Source organism: Seonamhaeicola sp. MEBiC01930, from assembly GCF_045277075.1.
Classification (GTDB): Bacteria; Bacteroidota; Bacteroidia; order Flavobacteriales; family Flavobacteriaceae; genus Seonamhaeicola.
This window is the reverse complement of the sequence record NZ_CP104270.1, coordinates 470,300-495,486: the sequence shown is the minus strand read 5'-3', so window position 1 is coordinate 495,486 and position 25,187 is coordinate 470,300. Positions and strand designations below refer to the sequence as shown.

The following is a 25,187-nucleotide window of genomic DNA, read 5'->3' as shown; positions in this document are numbered from 1 at the left end:
GCTTGCAAGAAATCAATTATATCAAACATCTCAATGCTGTGTTTGAACAGTTTTCTAAGGATTCACGTTTGAACCCAACACATATTAGCCTGTATGTTGCTTTATTTCAGTTATGGAATAGCAATTACTTTAAGGACGAATTTTATATAAATAGAGAAGAAGTGATGTCATTTTCTAAGATAGGCTCTAAAAGCACCTACCACCGATGTATTAAAGAATTAAGCCATTGGAGTTATATTCTGTATACTCCATCACATAACCCATTTAAAGGAAGTAGAATTAAGATGTTCGATTTTGGGACAAGCTCTGGACAAGCTCTGTACCTAAGTCGTACCAATATCGAGACAAGCAGTGGACAAGCAGTGGTACCTATAAACAAACATATACAAACTATAGAAAACAATAAAAACTTAAACAAACAGCAAAATTTAAATTTTTCAAATTCCGAATCAAAAAACAAACAAGAGTCAACTGTCCCATATCAGGACAACTTAAAAACAACAACAGACAAAAATTATAATGAGCCCCTATGAAATACTCAACACCGCATATCATCATGGAAGGGAATACAAAGTTTACCTTGGGGAGTATTCAAAGAAACAAGATTCTCTATGACTTTGATAAAATTATTATTTATCTCAATGCAAAAGGCAAGCTCATGTTTGGGGAAACTTTTAAGCTTTTTGATGAAGACCGAGATACCTTATTCAAACTATGCAACTACTTTATCAGGGATGAAGCCAACTGTAAAAAACTGGATATTGATATCAATAAGGGTATTTTACTCAGCGGTCCTGTAGGTTGTGGGAAAACCAGCTTGATGAAATTACTCAGGCATATAGTGCCCTATCAAAAGCCTTATAAAATGATACCGGCTCGTAATGTGGTTTTTGGTTTTAACCATATTGGTTATAAAACCATTGAGGACTATGGGAACGGGCAATATTTTTGTTTTGATGATTTGGGCATAGAACCTATAGGCAGACATTATGGAAAAGATTGTAATGTTATGGGAGAAATCTTGTTATCACGCCATGATTTGTTTCTAAAACATCATGTTAAAACACATGGTACTACTAACCTAAATGCAAAGGAGCTTGAAGATAAATATGGGAATAGGGTGCGGTCTAGGATGCGGGAGTTGTTTAATTTGGTGGCTTTTGAAAGAGATTCTCGTGATAAGAGAAATTGATAACATTTTATGTTATAATGTACCGCGTTATATAACTTGAGCTTTGGTTAAAAGCGAAAGTCCTTTCAACGGTTTCTTAAAAAAAAATTATTCTAAAAAGCTACTTCTGCGATGTTAATGGAACACTATTATGCGACGACGTAGGAGGAAAGCGTAATGTGTGTGGAATGGGTATGTTTGTTCACTTGTTTGTTGATAAGTTCACACAATATGCTAATATTTAAAAGAACTAACTATTTAACTTTGTAGTAACGACTTACTACATCTAATAAATTTCTCTCACATTTATTAAGTTTTATGCAATGTCAAACCAATAGACATTGAAATTAGTCGACCTTAATTATTAACATAAAAAAAACAGTAGTGACATGGCCACAAATAAAAATGAACACCTAAAAAAAGTACTTGATACTCATGATATAAATAAAGTAGAAAGTCTTGATAAATTTATAGCAAAGAAAAATGCTGTAAAAAAGGCATTAAATGAAAAATTTTCGGAAGATAAAGCTTCTAATGCCATAGATTCTGGCTCTTACGCTAAGCATACCGCTATAAACACCAAATTTGATATAGATTGTTGTATTCCTTTTAGACAGAAAGAAAAAGAAGAAGATACAGGTTATAGTAGTCTTAAGGATATGTTTGATGATGTATACAAATACTTGAGAAATGAATACACGGAGGACGATGATGATATAACTAAAGAAGATGTTAGAAAACAGAAAGTATCAATTGGGTTGAAATTCAATATTGATGGTGAAGAATTTGACATGGATGTTGTTCCGGGAAGAGAAAGACCTCATAATAATGATTATAACAGTAATAACACAGATTTAAGTTTGCATATTCATCCTCCAAATCGTTCAAAAAAGGAAGTAGATGATAATAAAACCCGTATTAAAACAAACATTAAAAAACATGTTGAATTACTTGGAGGTTCTGAAAGAACTCATGAGCGTAAAATAACAAAGCTGCTTAAGGTCTGGAAAACAGAAAGAAAAAATCAAAATGGAGGTAAATTGATAAAGTCATTTATGATGGAATTATATACCAAAGAAGCTTTTGATGAAGCAGATGAAATACCTAATGGGTTATGGGAAAAGGTGAAAATGGTTATGAATCATATAATAGATAACATAACCGAAAATGACTTAGTAGACCCCGTTAATTCTGGTAATATAGTTTCAGATTCGATGAGTGATACAGCTAAATCTGACACAAAACGAGATATGAAAAAGACAATTAAAGATATAGATGATGATTCTGATAAAATAAAAGAGTATTTCCCAATAAATGAAGATTACGATAATGAAGATGAAGATGATTCGAAAGCCTCTACAGCATCTGTTTTAAGCACAAGTAAATTTGGATACTAAAGAACAAGACAGAAAAATAATAAAGCAAATCAATGGATTAATTAAGAAGGATAAAGATGTAACAATTGTAGAAAAAATTGAAAAAAATGGAAATTACTATTCAGGTAAAATTGAAATAAGTTATTTAAATGAAACACTTTTTTTTGATTTAGAAATTCCACATCATTATCCCTTAACACATCCAAATTCTGACAACATTTCTATAATATTTAGAAATGAAGACTACATTGGTTTAAATCATATTAATCTTGATGGTTCAGTTTGTTTTCATCCTGATAAAGATGATGATTTTAACAGAAAATTATTATATGAATTAAGGTGCCTAAAACAATGGATAAGGGATTATTATATATTTAATAAAGAGGATAATAATTACGCTTATTTAATACACACTACCGAAAGAGGCAGAATTGATAAGCTTTACTTCACTAATGTTCACAATAATTTTAAAAAACACTCTTTTGGGCTGTTTAACTACTCAATATTTTCTGATGAAAAATATAGTGAGTCAAAATTGCCTGTCAAAAAAATGTTTAGGTTGGGTTTTGATAATGATAAAACAGATAGTTGGTCAAAATCTTTTAAAGAAGAATTAAAAAGCAAAACCTGTAAAAAAGGATTGTACTATTTTATAGAAGAAGAACCTATAAGGAAAAAATTAAAAGGCAGAAAAGTGATTGAGACCTGGAATGAGCTTAAAGAATTTCTTTCTGATGAATTCATTGAGTACTTATATAAAGGATTAAAAAGAGAATTTGGTAAAGGTTTTTATAATGAAAATTATCTATTTCTAATGATTGGGTATAAAATTCCTAATGATGAAAATTATGAAGAACACTGGGATTTAATTAGAATATCTAAAAGAAATATCCCAATTGAATATAAAAGAATACCTAAAGCAGAGCAAGGTAGTTCTAAAAGAACTTTTGAGCATATTTTAAAAAAGAATAAAATCAATTGGAGGACAACAGAAAACATTGATTACAAGCGATTTTTTGGAAGAGGAAAACTAGATGATAAAATTACAAATTCTAGCATTTTAATTATTGGCTGTGGCGCTTTGGGAAGCTCTTTAGCTGAAACTTTAGTTAGAGGTGGAGCTAGAAATATAATTCTAGAAGATTTCGACACGATTAAGGGAGGAAATTTATGTCGTGCAAATTATAACTTAAATGATATGATTTTCCCAAAAACTGATGGTTTGTCTAAAAGGCTCAAATCAATTTCCCCTTTTGTAAATTTAATTTCAATAGGTGCCAAACTAAATAATGTTGATTTAGATAAAATAAAAACTGTATTAAATAATAATGTCGACATAATTTTTGATTGTTCAACTGACCCAGAAGTAACTTATATTTTAGATAAAATTGATTTCAAAGGAGACACTTTTAGTTTAGCAATTACTAACAATGCAAAATCATTGGTCTCCATAACTGGTTCGGACTTATCAAAAAAAGCTAAAATTATATTTGATTACATAGAAAATGAGCCTCCAAGTTTTATTGAAGGTACAGGTTGTGGTTACCCAACTTTTGAAGCAAATTATAATGATATAATTACTTTGCTCAATACTGGAATAAAAGTGATAAATAATAATTTTTCTAGAAGCAGAATAAATCAAATTTTTATTATTAAACCTGAATTTGAAAAAGAGTTAGTTATTGATATTGAAGAATATGAATATTATAAATGTGGCTTTAATAACAGCGCAATCCACATTTCAAAAAGAGTTTTAAGAGAAATAGAAGAAATCACAAAATCTCACTATCCAAAGGAATTTGGAGGTGTTTTTGTTGGTTTTAAATCAGAATTGGGTTTTATCATCACCAATATTTTGGTGCCAGATGATTATGTAAATGGAAAAACAATTTTTGTAAGACATCCAGGAACTTTAAATGAAAGGTTAGAAGAAATACACGATATTACGAATGGTAAAATTCAATATTTAGGTGAGTGGCATTCACATCCAGATGGACCTACTTCTCCTAGTAACACAGATAAAAGCGCAATGAAAGAAATAGCGAATGACAAAAAAATTAATCTAAATAAACCAATATTAATGATTGTTGAAATAGGTGGATTACCTTTTGACAAAGATTTATATATATATGATAACAAAAGATTAAGAAAATATGAGTAATGAAATAAATTTAAAAGGTCTCTTTAAAGGGCTTCAATCTCAAATGGTGGCTCAAATGAAGACCAATAGAGAATCCATAAAGCATGCATCATCAAAAGGAGATTCTTTTGAAGATATTTGGATAGTTTGGTTACGAAAATATTTACCAAGTCGTTATTGTGTAGATAAAGCAATTGTTATAGATTCAAATGGACAAACCAGTGACCAAATTGATTTAGTTATTTACGACCAAACTTATACACCTTTTGTATTTAACCAAAACGGTATTATTTATATTCCTGCTGAAGGAGTTTATGCAGTTTTTGAAGTTAAACCAGAGTTAAGTAAAAAATATATACTCTATGCTGGAGATAAAGTTGAGAGTGTAAGAAAGTTGTTTAGAACTACTTCAAGTATTATTGATAGAGGACAAGTTAGGCCAGCTAGAAGTTTGACCAAAATCCTAGGGGGAATATTATCATTGGAATCAAAAATTGCAGACAATACTATAGAAAAGCATGTGAAATCTTTAAAAGGACTGAAGTCTATAGAAATTGGATGTGCAACAAATTTTAAAAGCTTTTATGTTGATTTTATCAAAGATGATAGCATTTTAAGTAGAAGAGTAGGTAGTAATGAAGAGCATAATAAGTTGTTATTAGAGTTCTATGAAAATCGAGAATTTGATTCTATAGAATTCAGCTATAAATATAATTCATTGGTTACTTTTTTTTTACAATTGTCAAGGTATTTACAGCAAAGTATCGGAACAGTGGCAGCTATAGATTTAGGTGCTTATGCTGAAGCAATAAACTTTGATATTGACGAAGAAATATGATTAGAAAGAATTATTTCATTTTTGGTTACGGTTCAATTATTTGGGATAATAAAGATGTTGAGCCTTTAGATATAATTGATGCCAAGTTAATAGGAGCACATAGAAGTTTTAATAAAAAGTCAAACGTAAGTAGAGGCACAAAATCAAAACCTGGACTAGTTTTGGGTCTTGAATATGGTGGCGAATGTCAAGGGAAAGTAATTGTAATTAAAGAAGAACTTTATTCCAAAATTCGGAAAAGAGAAGGAGGTTACGAACCAATTAATAGTTCTATTTCAAAAAATATAAAAGTAATAAATATCAATAACGGTGAAGAAATAGAAAATTGTATAGTGTTTTTCCCTAATCCAAAAGGGCCAAATTTTGTTAGTTCTGATGTTGATTTAAAACAAAAAGCAGCCATCATACTTAAAGGAGGAAAAGGTGAAAGAAGTGATTCAAAAGAGTACTTATCGGAAATTAGGAATTACTTAAAGGAAGAAGGAATAATTGATGATGAAATCGAAAAGCTGTACAAATTAGTTTTCGATAATACTTAAATAGAATTTCGATGTTAATCTTGACCTCATAAAATTTTGGTTAAAACATTAGGTGAGTGGAGCGTGTATATTTTAGGGAGCTAATTCTTAATCATCTTAAAACCCCTAATTTTTTCAATTGAGTTCTAAGTAAATCTTGACAAGTTCAAAGCCTTCCTAAAATATAGCGTAACGAACCGTTTATTGTTTCCAAAATTATATGCAGTCTTGATTTTTTTGTTTCTTTTTTTATCAAGTAAAAAAGAATACTGAATTGTTTTCAATTTAACAATATTAACCCACCACCAAAGGAATATGAAATCTTTTAACAATATCTCTAGGAATGAATGTCTAAAGGTGTTCCCAAAAATATACGTAAGTGCAAATAGGAAGTGGAAGTCTGCAATTAATCTTTCTAAAACTGAAGATTATTCCTCTGCAACTTTCTTAATGATTACATGTATAGAAGAATACCTAAAAGCTACAATATTGGCTTTAGATGGAAGCGGGTTTAGATTCAGAAGTATTAAAGGTGTCGAAGGGATGTTTAGAAATCACTCTCTAAGATATCCAGTTATTTACCTATTTCATATTATGGCTTCTAGTTTTGAGTATTCCGAATCTATGATGAAAAAGAAAGGTTTATTTAGAAAGATTCTGTTTTCTATCAAAAGGTATAATGAGGCTTCTTCAAATTTAAAATGGTATGCCAACCTTGATTGCCTTAGAGAAAGAGCCTTGTATTCAAACTTAGATGATAATATACTAAAACTACCTGAATCCATTGATAGAAAGGAATTTATTCTAATTGAAAAAAAACTCAATAAAGTAAGATATGCATTTTACTCTGTTTTATTTTTATTAAATCCAGAAGTAAAAAGGCTGCAAAAGGAAAAAAAAGAATTCAAGCAAGCCTTAAATACAATGGTAAATGAATTAGGTTTGTACAGCAGTCTTGAGGAACAGCTATCATTGATTAGGAAAAATGGATATAGTTCAAATCACTTACAAACTTTAATAAAGGTATACAATAGTAATAAACCATAAATCTATTTTACATAACGGCAAATTATAGTGCATTCATTTTCACTTTATACTGCGTAAAAATGAAACAAATTTAAATTGTCAAAATAGAAAATCTGACGTTTTTGGAATTCAATGGAATCGCAAATTTTAAAGTTATCAACATGGGTATTTCAATTTCTTATAAAATTTGACACCAATTCACTTCAAATGAAAACAACTAAAACCAAACAATATGTTGTCAACAAAACATTGATTATCAGTGTTTTGATGTGATAAATAGTGTAGTTTTCACATGTCAATATTAGACCAATTTTAAATCTATTTCGATATGAGAAAATCACCTTACCTAACAGCATTTTTATTATTAATCTCAAATACCATTTTTGCCCAAATAGGAGGCATTGAAGATTCCGTTAATGACGTTTCGGATACCATCAGAACCATCTTCCCAATCATATTGGGAGTTATCTTTTTAATAGGCTTCCTATTTAATGCAGGCCATTTTTTTGGTGAAAACGCCGACTTAAAAAAGGGCACACCAGGGTACTGGTGTTCGTCCTTATAGCCGGTGCCGTTGTAGGCATATTTACTTATCTCATTGGCATTGTTGTCTAATGAAAAAGTACGAGGTCTACAAAAATATTAGAAAGCGCGCAGTGATTATGGGCTTACCCATTTCACTGTTCGCCCTCATGATGACTGCGGTTATAGGATCACTACTACTGATCATCTTTTCCTTCAGTTTTGTGGTCATTATTTCCGCCGGTATTTTCAATGGAGCTTTATATATCGCATTGACCCACTTCACCAAGAACACTACTCAATTACAATTTAAAAAAGTGTTCCCAAAATCCATCAGTAACAAAAAATCAAGCCACTTGTTTTATGAAAGCCATTAACCTTTCAGATTATCATCCTATACTTGATATACAGGGACATGTAATATTGGCCAGTAATGGGAATGCCGTACTATGCTATAAAGTCGATTTACCAGAAATTTATAGCCAATCCGAAAAGGATTTTGAAGATATACATGGATCCTGGTTTCAGGCCTTTAAATCCTTGCCAACAAGTACAGTTATCCAAAAACAGGATATCTACCAAAAAGGGCAATTTGAGGCAGATAGGTTACCTAACGGAACATTTTTGCAAAAGGCCACGCATAAATACTATGAACATCGAGGATATCTGCAGCATCAAAGCTATTTATACTTTATCCTGCCCCATAATAAGACGCTAAATAACTCCAAGTTTACCAACCCATTTAGGAAAGTAGAAAAGGGAATTCATAAGGAATTGAACCAAAATGTAAAAGAGTTTATAGCTTCAGTAAATGATGCGGTCTCCTATGCTAACAATAGTCGCAAAGTGTCTCTGACACCACTAACAGAGAATGAAGTTTTAGACATGACCACTAAGTATTTTAATGGGTTTAATGAAGGTTTTGATACGGATATTCAACTTAAGAAATCCCAGATTGAAATTGGAGACAACCATTTCGATGTATTGGCAGTAAATAGCGAACTCTGTTTCGGTGATGTGGTACAAAGCAGTAAGACCAATGATAAATTTACCTCAGACGATTTTGTATTCCATCAGGGATTTATCGATGGATTAGGGTTGAACCTTAACGAAAACCATATTGTCAACCAGATTATCTATTTAGATGACAAGCATAAATGGCGCAAACTACTCGAGAAGAAAATTGAGGAACTTAACAAAAGTTCCAATTTCGGGACTCAGAATAAGGTTGTCCTAAAGAAGATTGAGGATATCGTTTCAAAAATCAATGAAGATGACTCTTCCCGAATCATCCGTGGGCATTTAAATATCATTTTCTGGTGTCGGGAAGCCCGACAGCTAGAAAACATAGTATCCAAAGTAAAGACAGAGTTTAAAGAACTGGATATAATTCCCTATTATCCCAAGGGAGAAGAGCGTAAAAACTACTTTTTAAATTCCTATCCGTGTTTTGCTTCCAATTTTTCTAATGAAGATTTGTATGTTACGGATTTAAAACATGCGCTTTGCCTATTCATAAATAATACAAATTACATGTCGGACACCACTGGGGTCATTTTTAATGATCGTCAGCATAATACTCCTGTGCTAAAGGATGTCTGGGATGCTGAAAAGAAACGTATCAAAGCCCGAAACTTTGCCGTATTTGCGCCCACAGGCGAGGGCAAATCCTTTTTAGCGAACAATATACTTCGGCAGTATTTTGAGCAACAAGTACGACTGGTGATTATTGATTTGGGAGGTTCCTATTCCAAGTTTGCCAAGCTCTATCCAGATGACCACATTATCCTACGATATGAACAGGGAAAGAACCTGGGCATCAATCCCTTTTATATTTCCAATGAGGCGGATTTGACCCCTGAGCGATTGGAAGACCTTGCCATTTTCCTATTGGAACTATTGGCAGAAAGTAAACAAGTTTCAAAAGCCAAAGAGGTAGCAATTAAAAAAGTGCTACTACATTATTACAAACATATCCGATTAAATCATTCAGTGGCTTCATTATATCAATTTATAGATGATAAAAAAGATGTGCTCATTGAAGAACTCAAAATACGAGAAGAGCATTTTAGTGTTTACAACTTCCTGCATATCCTTTCAGAGTATGTAGATGACGGCCTGTATAGTTTCCTGTTCAATGTTAGTGAAGACCAAAGTTATAAGATAGAAGACAAGCGCATGATTGTCTTTGAGCTTGATGAAGTCAAGGATAATAAGGAAATCCTGTCAGTGATGCTCAAACTTATCAAGTCGGCCATTCAAAGAACCATTTGGAGAAATAGATCCGAGCGGGGTATCATTCTTTTTGATGAGTTTGCCAAACAACTCAAATTCGAGAATGTACTGGAGAGTGTAGAGTTCTACTATCAAGCCATTAGAAAACAAAATGGTGCTATCGGAATCATATTGCAATCCATCAATCAATTACCGGATAACTCCACATCCGCAAGTATACTTGAAAACACCCAGGTGATATACAGCCTAAGAAATGAGAAGGGCTATGAAGAACTGCAAAAACGGTTGAACCTATCAAGCCATGACCTCAATCAATTAAAATCTATAAGAAACAATTTAACGGGAACGAGAAAGTATACGGAGATGTTTATCAAAATAGGGAAGGAGAGCAACATTTTCCGATTGGAAGTTCCCGAAGAAGTCTACGCAGCTTATCTCACCGATGGCAAAGAAAGTGAGGCCATAATGGCCATTTATGAGAAAACTGGCAATATGGAACAAGCCATTAACGAATTCATCATTAAAAATTAATAACAATAATCATTAACCTGTACTGAACTTGTTTCAGTATCAAAAAACGAACATTATGAACATTTCAATGAAAAATCACGAGCACCACAAAACAAATAATTGTTTTGTGAGTAAACACAAAATAAAAATTCTAGTATTTGCAGTAGTCATTATCTTTTTATTGCCTGCCCGTGCTACGGGCCAAGGGATGCCAGTGTATGACAACACGAACTTTATCAGTTTTGCCAAATCACTTGTAGAATCCGCAAAACAGACCTCACAATTATTAAAGACCGTTCAGTTTCTAAAAACACAAAAGGAGAACATTGAAAAGGTCAATAATGTCATCAAGCAATTAAAAGCTGTACGTGATATAGCACGAAACAACCAAAAGCTATTTGATATTGTGCAAGATGATTTACGAGAAATTCTAAACTCACCTTATATCAAATCAGATGAAGTTAATCGGGTATCAGAATCCTTTAATGACATCATAGAAAACTCTCTGGAGGGGCTTGATTATATAGACCAAATACTTTCCAGTGACAATTTAAAAATGACGGATGCAGAGCGTGCTGAAGTTTTAAAAAGAATGGAAACACAGTCCAAGGAAATGGTGGCCGAAATAGAAGCAAAGACCAGACGCTATACGGAGATTATTGCTTTTAGGGAAATGCAAGACAAAATTAATAACCGGGAAACAAATTATTAATGTCAGGCATCTTTTTAGGCATCGGATTGGAATATGTTGATACTGTTTTTCAGACCATAAAGAACAGTGATTTTTCGCAGTATACCATTACTGGGATGAAAACTCTGGCCATTCTATTCTTTCTGATTAACATCCTAAAGAAATACAATGAAGGCATTGCCAATAATGAGGGCTACACTTGGGGACTGACACCATCCGAACTAGCGAAGAATTTTGCGGTTGTTATTCTGGTTATTTTTTCCACGCAAGTATTGACCGTTTTTGATACTATTTTGGTAGCTATTGAAGGTCAATATCGTGATACGGCTCCAGCACTCCTCCCATTGCAGATGCAGGATATTGACATCGAACAGGATGTGGGTGCCTTGGAAGCCGCCAAAAAAGCCATGGCTATGCTCTACGAAGCTCTGGTAACACCGCTTTATGGATTAAAATTAGTGGCTTTTATCATCGGTATCTTTTTATGGCTATTGGATTTGTTTATCTATCCGCTCTTTCTAGCAGAGCGCTTTTTCCTTTTGGGTATCATGCAAGCCTTTTTTCCCTTGGTGATCAGTTTGGCGGTGTTTGAAAAATTCAGAACCCTGGCCTATAACTTTTTTAAACTCTATGCCGGCGTGTATATGTTGGTGCCGGCATTTTTTCTGGTGAACGTTTTTGTGAATAACCTCTATACCGAAATCAATACCAATTTCTGGAGTGACCTGTTTGGAACAGATTGGGGTAGTAGCTTCTTTGCACCATTGATTCAATTTGCAGCCATTGGGTTTATTGTTTTGTTGAAGTTTAAATTATACAGGAAAGCAACAACCTTTGTATTAAAACTCTTCAGTGCATAATGCACATTTGTCTAAAAAGTGTATAAACCAACATTAAAAAAATAGGAAATGAAAACACCTTACAAAAATATTTACAATGTACTGAAGCTAAACCGCTTTATTGTTTTGACCTTGATAATAGGGACTACACTAACCTGTATGTCTTCGGTCTTATTTGTAATTAAACTCCATAAAGATACTATGGGTAGTGCTTTTGTGGTCAATACCGATGGCAGTGTGATTCCATTGAAATTGGTATCTCAAATGGAAAATTTGGAAGTGGAAGCATTGGCACATCTGGAGCTATTTCATACCTATTTCTATCATATTGATGCAAGCAATTATGAAAAGCATCTTGAAAAGGCCTTATGGTTGGGAAATAGTTCTGTAGATGCCCTGTACCGACAAAAAAAAGCGGATGGTGTTTACAACCGCTTGCTTCAGTATTCTTTGGTACAGAAGGTCATCAGCATAGAATCCAAAGTCAATATCCAAAGTGAATCCTACGGTTTCGAGACCATCACTGTCTTTGAAATCAACCGCGGATCAATCACAGATACCTACCAGCTGACAACAACCGGTAATCTAATCCATGTGGACAGGAATTTTCCCAATAATACCCACGGATTATTGATTGCCAACTTTTTTGAAAATACATTAAGAAAAATAGAAGATTATGAAAATAGAGAAGAATAAAATCGTTTTTGCGGGAGTCATTTTATGTGTGCTGCTTTTTATAGGCGCATACTCCGTAATATATTTAGGAGAAGATGAAGAACCTACCATTGAGAATAACCAGATCCCCATTCCAAAACTGGATGACAAACAAAAGGAATACAATTCGAAATTAGAAGCCCTCGACGACTTGAAGGAAGTTAGGCAGACCAATGCCCCAAGTATTTATGATGAACGCTTATTGGATTCGATGGGTGTTTATGATCCGGATTTATTAGAAAAAGAGAAGCAGCATATCGTTGATAGTATTTTCAACGACGGGCATATCAGTTATACGGATAGAAGCTATAGGTCTCCAGAACATAAAAGCGAATTTGAAGAAGCTCCGAATGATGAGCCTATAATTTTTAAAGAACAGGAAACAAACATATCGGTTAAAGAATTAGGCTTAGAACATCAATTATTTTTTGCGTCCCATCCTATGGAAAATGAAAAGTCGAATATTGATGACAATGATGAAATAATCTATGTGCGAGTAGATGGTACCCAAACGGTAAAAAAGGATTTTCGTTTGCAAATGCGCTTTACTAAAGATGCCACTATTGACGGTATGCTGATTTCTAAAAACACACCCATATATGGTTTTGTGAGCTTTAAACCCAACCGGACCATGATAACTATTCAGAATATTAATCATATACCCGTCAAGCTAAAGGCTTTCGATTTACAGGATGGAAGCGAAGGCATTTATACGGAAAATAGTTTTCAGGCAGAAGCTAGGCAACAAGTGGTTGGGGATGTGGTTGATGATATCAATATTGCCGGCGTACCACAAGTCAGCGGAATTAAAAAGATATTTCAACGAAATAACCGAACTATAAAAGTAACTATAGCCGATAATTACCAACTCATTTTAGCCTCTAAGAGGCATTAATCATAAAAATAATCATCATGAGAAAATATATAATCATAGCACTTATCATTACTTCAAATTACCTAGTAGCACAAATACCACTTGATACTATATACGCTAACGAAAGCAAAAATGTGGCTCTGTTTTTCCCTGAATCTATTCGCCAAGGGATTACCGGAGCAAATCATTTCGTATTTACATACAACCGTGAGAAAGGGCAATACTTCGGATTAATACAGGCACAACCGGGTGTGGAAAGTAACCTTTTGACAATAACCAATGATGGCCATGTATATTCGTACATATTGAAATATAATAAGGAAATCTCAAAGCTTAATTATTTTATAACCAAAAATGAAAGTATTGGAAAAGAAACTCCTGAGTTAAAACTACCATCAAAAGAGAAAAAAGAGTCTGACCCGTTTGAGGATAGAAGGCATTATTTTCAAAAGTTTAGTGATTATCTTCTGAAGTCCAAACATGAGAAGATATCGATATCAACCAAGCGAATAAAAGGTATGAAGATCCTACTACAAAAAATGGTCTATCATACTTCTGAAGTCTATTTGGTTTTAGAAATCGAAAACAAATCCGGAATTGATTTTGAAATTGATTATCTGAATATTTATAGAACTAATGGTAATAAGAAACGCAAGGCCTCCTATCAAAAACTTCCATTACTGGGAATCTATAAGCACAAAATGCCTTCAGAGGTTAAAAACAAACAAATGAAGCAATTTGTTTATGCGTTACCCAAGTTTGTGTTGGGAGATAATGAGAAGTTGGAACTTGAATTGCAGGAATTGAATGGGAGTAGGAAGGTTATTCTAAGTATGTAATCTTTATATCAATGATTTTTTATTAGCGCCTTTTTAAGGCGCTTTTTTATATTTCTATCTCATAAAAATTAATCGAATTTGTCATTATTTAATTAATAGTTTTAGACTATCTTAGTACAATCAAAATGAAATAAAATCAAAGCAAAAGTTACCTATTCGGTTACCTGCATTTGAAAAATTAAAGTAACTTTTTGATTATTAATGATATACGGAATGGCTGTTAGTTCTGTCATCCCGACTGAATAAGAAAGTGAATCGTGTAAACGCTTCACTTTTTGTATTTAAGGACGATGAAAAATACTATTTTTAGAAGCTATTCTCAATAAAAATAGTGAAGCGATAGCCTTTCTTCTTATTTGTAATAAGGCTTTATAAGGTTTATGAAAATCCAACCATCCCGATAAAAATAGTTTCAATTGGCATTATTTTAAATCTAATTAAATGAATATCAGTGTAATTCATTTTTTCTAATCTCATTAAGTAAGCTTTAATATCATAACAAAAGTCGCCGGTTAGGTTACCTGATTTTTAGTCCGTTTTTTTTATTGCTGTAGTTGTAGTAATTGACTTTCATAAACAGATCAAGAATTTCCCCAACCATAGAAAGGGGCCCCAAAGAATTTTAGAAATAAAGGTGTTTGAAGGTTAATCATTATCAGTGAAAAGATGAACGAATAAGCTTAATTTCCAATCTGATAAAAGCTAAACTTCTTAGGTTTGTTACTTTATATGTTAGAAGTTTAATCTGATATGGTAATAATGTTATAGATATTGCATCATGGTTTATAAATAAAAATGAGGTTTCTATTAATTTTATTGAAATAACCTAATTATTTGTGAAATGAAGTATAGTTGTATGTCATTAGAGCTATGTTTTTTTTCGTGGTAAAGCCTTATTTTGAATATAGAAATGACTTCATGAATTTATTTAAATAACATTGCTAGGTTACTTTCTAGCTTAAAATGAATAAAATAAAATGAAAAATCAGTTAATTGTTCTAGCTACTGTATTGTTTATTGTTTTATTTACATGTACTGATAAATCAGCATTTAAAAATGAGATTAATTTCTATATAGCTGTTGATGGCAACGATTCTAAAAACGGTAGAAGTATTGAAAATGCTTTTGCGACATTAGAAAAAGCCCGTAATGTTATAAGAGAACTTAAGCAGAAAGGGAAACTTAATAAGCCCGTTAATGTATATCTACAAGGAGGTACTTACCAACTTACTGAACCTTTTATTTTAAAACCTGAAGATTCTGGCATTGAGGAATTTCCTATTAGCTATTGCGCATTGGAAAATGAAAAGCCTATAATAAGTGGGGGCATACAGGTTCATAAATGGACTGAAACTCAAATTAATGGACATAATGTATTGGTTACAGATTTATCTAATATTGATGGATATGCACCATTTGAACAATTATGGGTAAATAGCCATAGAGCAATTCAGGCACGTACACCCAACAGTGGCTATCTAAGATTCAAATTTGATGAATCACAGATTACAAGTATGACCCAAGGCCTCAAGGGGCAGATGGACAGACTTAACTATATTGCAGATGATGAACATCATTTTGAAGGCATTGAGGATGGCGTGGTGGTAGCATTCTATAAATGGCTAGACTACCATTTACCATTTAATAAAATAGATAAGGAAAAAGACGAAATCATCTTCACAGGAAAAACCATGCGTTGCGTAGAGACGAATGAAGCCTACTACCTAGAAGGAGGCAAAGGTATGTTGGATAACCCAGGTGAATGGTATCTTGATCGTCAGACCAACAAGCTTTACTATTATCCTTTGGAGAATGAGACAGAGGTTGTTGCTACAATACCTTCTTTAATAAATGTACTTCGTATGGAGGGTGATGCAAGGAGCAATCAATATGTTGAAAATATTCAGTTTAAGGGGATAACTTTTAGTCATTCTACTTGGGTTCTACCAAGAGACGCTTCGGAGCACGGTAGCTATGGGCAGGCTGATATCAAGATGGAAGGAGCTCTACACCTTAATGGAGCAAAAAATAATCTTTTTGAGGACTGTGAAATTACCGCCATCGGTAACTATGGTCTTGAGATTGGGCTGGGATGTTCAAACATCAAGGTATTGAGTTGTGATATACATGATTTGGGTGCTGGTGGGTTACTTATTGGCCCAAAGATACGCCCTAGAGGTAAAGTGGGCGTTGAGGATTTAGGAAAGGTAGAATTTCCGCCTGTATTGGAAGATCCTGCTGATACTACTAGCAATATTGAAATAGCAGATAGCCGTATCCATGATGGTGGTAAATATTTCCATTGTGCGGTTGGAATATGGATTGGGCAAAGCCCCAATAATTATATTCATCACAACGAAATAAAGAATTTTTATTATTCAGCCATATCTACGGGATGGACTTGGGGGTATGGACCTGCCCTAGCCACTGGTAATATATTTGAGTATAACCATATACACCATATAGGAGGATATACCAATGGAGATGGATCTGTACTGAGTGACCTTGGCGGAATTTATACGTTGGGTGACCAAACGGGGACAATCATTAGATATAATAAATTCCATGACATTTTTGCTGGAAAATATGGAGGATGGGCTATATACTGTGATGAGGGCAGCCGAAACATTCTCATCGAAAACAATTTGGCTTATCGATGTAGACACGCTTGTTTTAATCAACATTACGGAAAGGATAACCTTGTTCGGAATAACATTTTTGCATTTGCAGATACGGGCCCTGTAATGCTTGCAAGGGCAGAACCTCATACTAGCTATATACTCAGAAACAATATTATTCTGAGTAACATCACTCCAATATATGCTGGTGGTTATGCATACGATGTAGAAAAACAAAAAGCCTTTGATTCAGACCATAATCTGGTTTGGTCAACATCTGGTAAGGTGCTTGGTGCACAAAACAGATTTCCTAGCCGCATTTATGAACCAAATGAACGCGTTTTAAGTTGGGAAGAGTGGCTGGCTCTTGGAAACGATAAAAATTCACTAATAGCAGATCCAGGGTTTAAAGACCCTGAAAATGGTGATTTTAGTTTAACGGAAGATAGTCCTGCACTTAAGATTGGGTTTAAACCCTTTCCATTAGATAAAGCGGGGCCTCGGTGATGTTTGTTGAACTCATTAATACTATACCAATGAAAAAGGAATTGATTTTATAAAACACAAATTATGAACAAATTTGTTTGCTATTTTATTTTTTTGCTTGTTTTGTCTTCAGCGTCATGGTCACAAGAAACTGAAGAAGTTGTTGTTCATAAAAGTTATTGGAATAATAATACGCCACTTGTATCTTATAGGCTGCCACCACCACCACTTGGTTATCAACCTAAGCTAGAAGATTTGGATGGTGATGGTGATCCAGATGTTATTTACTCTGTAACTATACATAATACTCCAATTATGTGGATTGATGACGATGATGATATGACGCAAGATGATTTTGAAGGAGATACAGACAGTGATTGTTTATTGATTGATATCAATAAAGATGGAAAATATTGTGATATAAATGATGCGGCATTTGATTGGGTTGATACAGATGCTGACGGGGTAGCTGATATGCAGCTTTACGTAGATAATGCACCTAGAGGTACCAGAAGGGGGTCTCATTACATGTGGATGATAGATTCAGATAATGATAATATTTTCAACTATTTTGACTGGAATACCTTTCGTCTTCGTGCTTGGCTTCATGAAGGGAATTCAAACTTTATTGAAGATTATTCAGGGAGGAGTACTTTTTTAAAAGCTCATGGAACAACAGATCAGATGTATGATTTAAGATTTAATTGGGAGAATCCTTTTTTGTTTTTCGATCATGATAAAGATGGCTTAACAGAAATGGCACTTAGAGCGGTAGACAGACCTATAGATCGTAACGTGCAATATACCGAAGGTGTCATCAACTATATTGGTATATCCTTTGATTTAGACAATGATAATGGACCAAATAATGAATTTGATTATGATATGTCTCTTAGGTTTAAGGGAAAAGGATTTGACTATACAGATCAAGTACACAAATTTGATAATCAAAGAGTAAAAGAAGCGGATCAATTCATTAAAGACCCCCGTTGGAGACAACTTACTGAGTTAATTTATCCAGGTTTTGATTCAGCCTTGAATCTTACTTATAACAGAGGAGATTGGGATAATGTTTTCTTTGTCTATGATGAAGATGATGATTGCGAGCGTTGGGAACGCGTTGAATTTTATTATCCTATGGATCTTTTCAAAGTTGGGGGAAGTAATCGTTGGATTGAAGGTGGAGATGATTTGGGAGGTGGATTGGATCATAATATTCAGGCTGATGCCATTGGAGACCGGGGTGAGTGGGATCTTGATAACAGCGGAAATGGAAATCTTTATATTTCAAAGTTTGATGGAAGAATTCATCTTTATGGAGCAGAATGGGGAGCTTGGAGAGTTGATCAATTAGCATGGTCTTATCAAAGTTGGGGAGGGGTAGAAGACTTCTATGAACCAAGACATAGACGATTCCAAAAAGAGTTTACTCCCTTTAGCACTTTCAAATATGAAGACACTGATGGTAATGGTTTTCTTGACCAAATTGAAATAGACATAGATGGGGATACTAAATTCGAGAAGAAGGTCTCTTTGCCAAAGTTGAATATAGATGATAAATGCGAAATCATCAAGACGTCAAAAATGAGTTATGAGGACTACAGAGCTTTACATACCAAGATGTCTAATGATATCTGGAACAGAGCAAAAGTTGCTTTAGAGGTTGCCGATCAACAAGGACTTAATACAAGTTGGTACGCTTTTATGAAGCAACCTAAATCTGAACATCAGAAATACAGTTATGGCTATTGGTTGCAATTCTATATTTATATGGATCTGGTTGATCAGTCTAGAAGAGTTAAAAACGGCTTGAAACCTGATGAAATTGATAAGGCCTATTTTGGAGGAAATTGGAAGGCATTGCTTGATTAAAATATGATTACTGTTTAGTTATGGCTATGGTTAAAACGAAAAAAAACATTTTACTGTTACTTACTTTGTTGATAGGGTGTTTCTGCTGTGAGCAGTCCAAACAAAGTTTGGTAAATTCCGAAAAATCACAGGCTACCACCTACCAACGGGGCATTACACTTATAACACCTTCTAGTGAATGGCGAGAAGCGCTACCTTCTGGTAACGGTGTTATTGGTGCTATGGTCTATGGTTCTATTGGAACTGAACGCATCCTATTCAACCATAACGCCTTATGGTTTGGAGGTACAAGATCTGAGCTACCAGATATGTCAGCAGAACTTCCAAAAGTGAGAGAAATGATGCTGGCAGGAGAATACGGACCTGCCAATATGCATTATGTAAACAAAATGATTGAGAAAGGATTCAATGGTAAGCATGCTGCCTACCATCCTGCATTTGATATGCTCCTCACCATGGAGAGAGAACAACTTTTTGAAGATTATATTCGTTCACTTGATTTTGAAACTGGCGAGGTAAAAGTGCAATGGAAAGATGGTGAATTAAGCTATTCTAGACGTTTATTTGTTTCTATACCTGATGATATCACAGTACTTTCTCTTAAGGCCAATAGCAAGGGTGCAATTAATGGGGCTGTTACTTTGGATATTCATGACCTTAGAGATGCTGTTTATATGAATGGTAAACAATTCGATCCAGAATTTACTTTTGAAACTATTATTGATGGAGATTTTGTTGAGTTTCGTGCAGATGGTTCTGATGGTGGTGAGTTTGGAGGGGTTGTACGTGTGATTGCCAAAAATGGGATTACAGGTGAAAAAGAGGGGCAACGAATGCATTTCAGTTCAAGGAAAACTGGAAAGTTCATCACCTTTGATGGTGCAGATGAATTAGTGTTGTTAGTTGGAATTTATGCGAATGAATCCGGAAATAAGGCTGTTCCTAGATTGAGAAAAAGGTTAGAATCTTTAGATGCAGATTATGAAAGGCTGTTTAGTAGGCATAAAGACCTCCACAGTGAACTATTCAATAGAGTGAGCGTAAATATAAATGAAGGAGGCACCATTAATACACCAAATGAGAAACTGCTGCTAGATGCTTATCAAAATAGGGCATCAAAAGAGTTGATTCAGAAGCTAGTAGATTACGGACGCTATCTTTTAATATCTAGTAGTAAGAAAGGTGGCTATCCAGCTAATTTACAGGGAATATGGAATGGTGATTATGCCCCACCATGGTATGGTCACTTAGGTAATAATGAAAACCTTCAAATGAACTATTGGCAAGCAATGCCAGGTAACTTGAACGAGTCGATGATGGCTTTCTTTGATTATTTCGATTCAAATATTGAGTCTTTTAGATACAATGCAAAGCAATTGTGGGGATGCAGGGGTATTTACATACCTCCATTTATGGTTCCTGCTAATCCAGTAACAGTAGAAAATCAAGCACATACCATTAATTATACGGAAGCTGCGGGTTGGTTGGCCTCTTTTTATTATGATTACTATTTATTTACAGGCGATGAGAATTTTTTAAGAAATAGGGCGGTGCCTTTTATGAAGGAAGTCGCACTGTTTTATGAAGACTTTATTGTAAAAGATGAAAATGGTAAAAACATGTTTCTTCCTTCTGAATCACCAGAAAATCAACCTGCTGAAATGGTTTGGTTTAATCCTGAAACCAAAAGAAATGAAAGTATCAGAATACAGATTAATTCTACTATGGCGGTGGCGATTTCTAAGGAGGTGTTTATGAATTTAATATCAGCTTGTGAACTTTTAGACATTGAGCAGAAAGGGGTAGTAAGATGGAAGAAAATGGTGGATGATATGCCGGCTTATGAGGTAAATGAAGATGGTGCCATGAAAGAGTGGCTTCACCCTGATTTTTCCGATAATTATGAACACAGACATGAATCCCATGTGTATCCAGTTTTTCCTGGGCATGAAGTAACCTTTGAATCTAACCCTGAGATTTATGAAGCCTGTAGAATTGCTATTGAGAAGCGCAAAACTATTGGCTTAAAGGCTCAAACGGGTTGGTCACTTGCACATATGTCAAATGTTTATGCACGATTAGGTCAGGGAGATAAAGCCAAAGAAGCATTGGATATACTTACAAGAAGTTGCCTAGGGAAAAACTTTTTCACTTATCACAATGATTCAAGATTCATGGGTGTAACTGGTAGCGGTTTATGGGGGAAATCACCACCATTTCAAATGGATGCAAACTTTGGGATTACTTCTGCTTTGTATGAGATGTTATGCGGGTCAAATGCGAATATGCTAAGAATTCTACCTGCACTTCCATCAAACTGGAAAACGGGTGATTTTAGTAACATGTTAACCCGAGTAGGAGTAAGAGTTTCTGCTTCATGGAACATGGATAAGAAAGAGGTTATGATAAATTTGGAAGCCATCCGAGATGCTGATTTCATAATCAAATTCCCAAGAGAGTTGGCCAGTTTGACAGTAAACCAAAGTGATAAATTAGGAAACTCTTCATATGGAGATACATACAAGGCTATCCGCTTGAGTAAAGGAGAAAGATTGGAATTAAAGGCAAATTTAAATTAAAGCTGAATTTTAGAAATGCAAATTAAAACAAAAATATTACTGATTAACATCCTGTTTTTTAGTGGCTTAATTATTTTGCCAAACATTTGTTCGGCTCAAGAAATAAACATGCCGAGTATTTTTGCGGACCACATGGTACTGCAAAGAGGTCAGAAAGTTCCTGTTTGGGGCAAAACGGATATTGCCGCTTTGGTTACTGTTAAATTTGCTGGACAGCAAAAGTCTGGCATTGCTGATTCAGAAGGGAACTGGCGAATTGACCTCGATGCAATGACAACTTCTTCTGAATCTAGGATAATGACAATATCTTCTAAACTCAATGCAGATGGAACTGAGATGAAGATTTCAGATGTTTTGGTGGGAGAAGTTTGGTTCGCTGGAGGGCAGTCAAACATGTATCGGCCTTTTAGGATGTTGACCTATCCGGCTAGAGAACCCATATATGAGCCTATTGGTGCCTATTTGAGGAACGAAAGAGATACGGCTCACGATACCTTGTTTAGACAATTTAGAGTTCGCAGCGATTTCAGCGTATTTGAAGAAAAATTCCAGAATAGAGGAAATTGGACGCGGTTAGAAGGAGGTGATGTTAATGAGTTTTGCGCAACAGCTTATTTCTTTTGCCGAGAACTGCGTCGCGAATTGAATGTGCCTGTAGCTATGATTAGTTGTAATCTGGGTGCAACTAGGGTAGAGCCATGGATACCTATGCACGCCTATCAAAAAAATGATACGCTAGAAGCTTTTTACAAGAAAGAAATAGCAACTTTCAAAGAGCGACTGGAAGCTTGGGATGAGGAAAAAGCGAGAGCAAAACACAAACAAGAACTTGCTGATTGGGAGGTAAAGGTGGAGGAAGCAAAGTCTAAGAATGAAAATGAACCTAGAAAACCTCGGTTGCCTGAGCATCCAAACCGAGATAAACAGATTGCAAGTACCCTTTATAACGCCATGATTCGTCCGATGATTCCATATGCTATTAAAGGAGCACTTTGGTACCAGGGAGAAAGCAACGGGAATAACCATCCGGAGCAATATGCTTTGCGTATGTCGGCCATGATAAAAGGTTGGAGAGAAGCCTGGGGTCAGGAAGATCTATTCTTCTATTATTGTCAGCTCGCAAATTACAGAAGCGTCAACAAAGAACCACTTGCTGAAACAGATGGCTGGGTGATGGTTCAGGATCAAATGCGGTTAGCTATGAATATTCCGAATGCAGGTATGGCCGTTTTAAATGATATTGGAGAAGCTAAGGATATCCACCCTAAAAACAAGATAGATGCTGGAAAACGTCTATCACTTTGGGCATTGAACAGAGTCTATGGGCAAGACGGTCTTGTAGTTTCCGGTCCCATTTACAAGAGTTCTAAAATCAAAGGAAAGAAGGTGGAGATAACCTTCGATCATGTGGGCTCTGGTTTAATGGTTGGAAAGAAAAACCTATTGGAACCTACATTTGAAGTAGATGAACCCTTGCGACGCTTTCAAATATGTGGTGAAGATAGACAGTGGAAATGGGCAGAGGCAAAAATTATTGCTAAGGATAAAGTAGAGGTGTATCATCCAGAAATTCCAAATCCTATAGAAGTTCGTTATGCCTGGTCGTCAAATCCCGAAGGAGCAAACCTTTACAACAAGGAAGGGCTACCAGCTTCTCTTTTTAAAACATTAGACAGGTACTAAAAGATATAAAATGATGATAAACATGAAACAATCAGCCTTATTAATATCACTAGTCCTGCTTACGGTATTTAATTGCTTCGCTCAGAATGTTAGTACGAACAAATGGGAGACGATTGATTTATCATTTATGGCAAAAGGAACAATTGCTAACCCCTTTCTGGTAGAGATGTATTGTGAATTCACGAGACCTAATGGTTCCAAAATAACCATTCCAGGGTTCTACAACGGAAACAATGAATGGATTGTACGTTTTACTCCAGAAAAGGAGGGAATGTGGACAGCTCTGAGTAAATCTTCTATTAAGAGCCTATCGGGAAAAAAGAATACTATTAAAGTGAATGGTGCCAAATCTGGAAATCATGGAGGAATAACGATTTGTGATGCTAATAAACAGAAGCTTTGTTATGATGATGGAATGCCTTATAACTTAGTGGCCAATGAAGTTGATTGGCTTTTTGCGCTGGATTATGGAGATGCGGAGTTACCAAAGACTAAAAAAATAGTGAAGGACCTTGCCTCCAATGGATTTAACCAAATCATTATGAATGTGTACGCTTATGATTTGGATTGGCAACAAAGCGAAGACATTGATCCAAAATGGGATTTCGGATCTAAGGAAGAAATATTTCCTTTTTTAGGAGACAATAAAAACCCTGATTACTCAGCTTTAAATATTGAATTTTTTAAGCATTATGACCGGGTCATAGACTTGCTTGAAGAAAATGGAATTGTTGCTCATATCATGATCTATGTCTGGAACAAGATGGTAAATTGGCCTGAAGCAAATTCAGAAGCTGATAATATGTACTTTGATTATGTGGTGAAACGATATCAAGCCAAAAGTAATGTGATTTGGGATATATCAAAAGAAGCGTTAAGATATGGATATGACGACCCTAATTACATTACAGAACGCATTGATAGACTCAGGCAATTGGATGCTTATAATAGACTTGTGACGGTACATGATTATGATTACTGTGAAGCGCATCCTGATAAGGTAGATATTATATCAGCTCAGTTTTGGTTTACGGATATTTATAGCGACATGCTGAAGATGAAAATGCAATATCCAGACAAACCAATAATGAATTTGGAAAATGGAGGTTATGAAAAATGTCAGTATGATATTTTTCTGGATAGCAATTATGACAATCCAAGATCTTGCGTGGAAAGAAACTACAAATGCGCTTTTGCTGGCACATATACAAGCTATTACTGGCAGGGGTCTGCATGGAATATTGTGATTTACGACCGATTTGATGACCGTGTGACCATAAAGCCTAAATACGAATACTACAAATACTTAAGAGCGTTTCTGGAAAACGTCAATTTTGATAAACTCGTGCCCAATAATAAACATTGTTCAAGTGGTTATTGCTTATCTAATGAAAAGGATGGTGAGTATGTGTTTTACATGCCTAAGGATAACAGTGCAATAGCTGTAAAAGGATTGCCAAAAGCTGAGAAATTAAAAATACAGTGGTTCAACCCGCTAACAGGAAAGTACAAAGATTCTTATGAAGTAGATTTTAAGAGCTGGTTGGTACTGAATCCTGAATTTGAAGGAATAGATAATATAGTAACAGTGAAACTAGTTGAAAGAAAAGCAAAAACCTAGCAGAAACACAATATGCATTTTTTTCAAATTTTAAT

General features: G+C 34.7%; 18 protein-coding genes and 1 pseudogene. All 19 read left to right on the top strand.

Features of this window, described 5'->3' with window-relative positions; genetic code table 11:
* Nucleotides 1–2 precede the first annotated feature (2 nt).
* Complete coding sequence (locus N1F78_RS02345) at nt 3–533, top strand: hypothetical protein (RefSeq protein ID WP_406684585.1); 531 nt, start codon at nt 3–5, stop codon at nt 531–533.
* Nucleotides 530–1,192 carry an ATPase gene (locus N1F78_RS02340; RefSeq protein ID WP_406684584.1) on the top strand — a complete coding sequence of 221 codons (663 nt, stop codon included), beginning with the start codon at nt 530–532 and terminating at the stop codon, nt 1,190–1,192. The genes N1F78_RS02345 and N1F78_RS02340 overlap by 4 nt, the downstream gene beginning before the upstream one ends.
* A gap of 368 nt (nt 1,193–1,560) precedes the next feature.
* Nucleotides 1,561–2,568: a nucleotidyltransferase gene (locus N1F78_RS02335; RefSeq protein WP_406684583.1), complete on the top strand. Its 1,008-nt coding sequence runs from the start codon at nt 1,561–1,563 to the stop codon at nt 2,566–2,568.
* Entirely contained in the window at nt 2,558–4,708 is a 2,151-nt protein-coding gene (locus N1F78_RS02330; RefSeq protein WP_406684582.1) for a ThiF family adenylyltransferase, read from the top strand. Before N1F78_RS02335 ends, N1F78_RS02330 begins: the two co-directional genes overlap by 11 nt.
* On the top strand, nt 4,701–5,525 hold the full coding sequence (locus N1F78_RS02325; protein ID WP_406684581.1) for a DUF6602 domain-containing protein: 825 nt from the start codon (nt 4,701–4,703) through the stop codon (nt 5,523–5,525). The genes N1F78_RS02330 and N1F78_RS02325 overlap by 8 nt, the downstream gene beginning before the upstream one ends.
* Nucleotides 5,522–6,064: a gamma-glutamylcyclotransferase gene (locus N1F78_RS02320; protein WP_406684580.1), complete on the top strand. Its 543-nt coding sequence runs from the start codon at nt 5,522–5,524 to the stop codon at nt 6,062–6,064. The genes N1F78_RS02325 and N1F78_RS02320 overlap by 4 nt, the downstream gene beginning before the upstream one ends.
* Before the next feature lie 294 nt (nt 6,065–6,358).
* Nucleotides 6,359–7,090 (top strand): AbiV family abortive infection protein, encoded by a 732-nt coding sequence (locus tag N1F78_RS02315; protein ID WP_406684579.1) that lies wholly within the window; start codon nt 6,359–6,361, stop codon nt 7,088–7,090.
* A gap of 307 nt (nt 7,091–7,397) precedes the next feature.
* Nucleotides 7,398–7,684 (top strand): annotated as a pseudogene (locus N1F78_RS02310) (hypothetical protein).
* 270 nt (nt 7,685–7,954) lie between these two features.
* Nucleotides 7,955–10,357, top strand: coding sequence for a TraG family conjugative transposon ATPase (locus N1F78_RS02305; RefSeq protein ID WP_406684578.1), 2,403 nt, complete (start codon nt 7,955–7,957; stop codon nt 10,355–10,357).
* Between the two features lie 67 nt (nt 10,358–10,424).
* Nucleotides 10,425–11,048, top strand: a complete 624-nt coding sequence (locus N1F78_RS02300) for a conjugal transfer protein (RefSeq protein WP_406685656.1) — start codon at nt 10,425–10,427, stop codon at nt 11,046–11,048.
* Nucleotides 11,048–11,887 carry a hypothetical protein gene (locus N1F78_RS02295; protein WP_406684577.1) on the top strand — a complete coding sequence of 280 codons (840 nt, stop codon included), beginning with the start codon at nt 11,048–11,050 and terminating at the stop codon, nt 11,885–11,887. The genes N1F78_RS02300 and N1F78_RS02295 overlap by 1 nt, the downstream gene beginning before the upstream one ends.
* 48 nt (nt 11,888–11,935) lie before the next feature.
* Nucleotides 11,936–12,562 carry a conjugal transfer protein TraK gene (locus tag N1F78_RS02290; RefSeq protein WP_406684576.1) on the top strand — a complete coding sequence of 209 codons (627 nt, stop codon included), beginning with the start codon at nt 11,936–11,938 and terminating at the stop codon, nt 12,560–12,562.
* Complete coding sequence (gene traM / locus N1F78_RS02285) at nt 12,543–13,475, top strand: conjugative transposon protein TraM (protein ID WP_406684575.1); 933 nt, start codon at nt 12,543–12,545, stop codon at nt 13,473–13,475. Before N1F78_RS02290 ends, traM begins: the two co-directional genes overlap by 20 nt.
* Before the next feature lie 17 nt (nt 13,476–13,492).
* Complete coding sequence (locus N1F78_RS02280) at nt 13,493–14,293, top strand: DUF4138 domain-containing protein (RefSeq protein WP_406684574.1); 801 nt, start codon at nt 13,493–13,495, stop codon at nt 14,291–14,293.
* A gap of 977 nt (nt 14,294–15,270) precedes the next feature.
* Nucleotides 15,271–17,418, top strand: a complete 2,148-nt coding sequence (locus tag N1F78_RS02275; RefSeq protein WP_406684573.1) for a right-handed parallel beta-helix repeat-containing protein — start codon at nt 15,271–15,273, stop codon at nt 17,416–17,418.
* Nucleotides 17,419–17,481: 63 nt separating this feature from the next.
* The gene (locus N1F78_RS02270; protein WP_406684572.1) at nt 17,482–19,269 is read left to right on the top strand and encodes a hypothetical protein; all 1,788 of its coding nucleotides are present in this window, start codon (nt 17,482–17,484) and stop codon (nt 19,267–19,269) included.
* 107 nt (nt 19,270–19,376) lie between these two features.
* Nucleotides 19,377–21,848 carry a glycosyl hydrolase family 95 catalytic domain-containing protein gene (locus tag N1F78_RS02265; protein WP_406684571.1) on the top strand — a complete coding sequence of 824 codons (2,472 nt, stop codon included), beginning with the start codon at nt 19,377–19,379 and terminating at the stop codon, nt 21,846–21,848.
* A gap of 15 nt (nt 21,849–21,863) precedes the next feature.
* Nucleotides 21,864–23,531, top strand: coding sequence for a sialate O-acetylesterase (locus N1F78_RS02260; protein WP_406684570.1), 1,668 nt, complete (start codon nt 21,864–21,866; stop codon nt 23,529–23,531).
* A 22-nt stretch (nt 23,532–23,553) separates the two neighbouring features.
* A complete protein-coding gene (locus tag N1F78_RS02255) occupies nt 23,554–25,152 on the top strand; it encodes a DUF4038 domain-containing protein (protein ID WP_406684569.1) in 1,599 nt (532 codons plus the stop codon).
* Nucleotides 25,153–25,187: the final 35 nt, after the last annotated feature.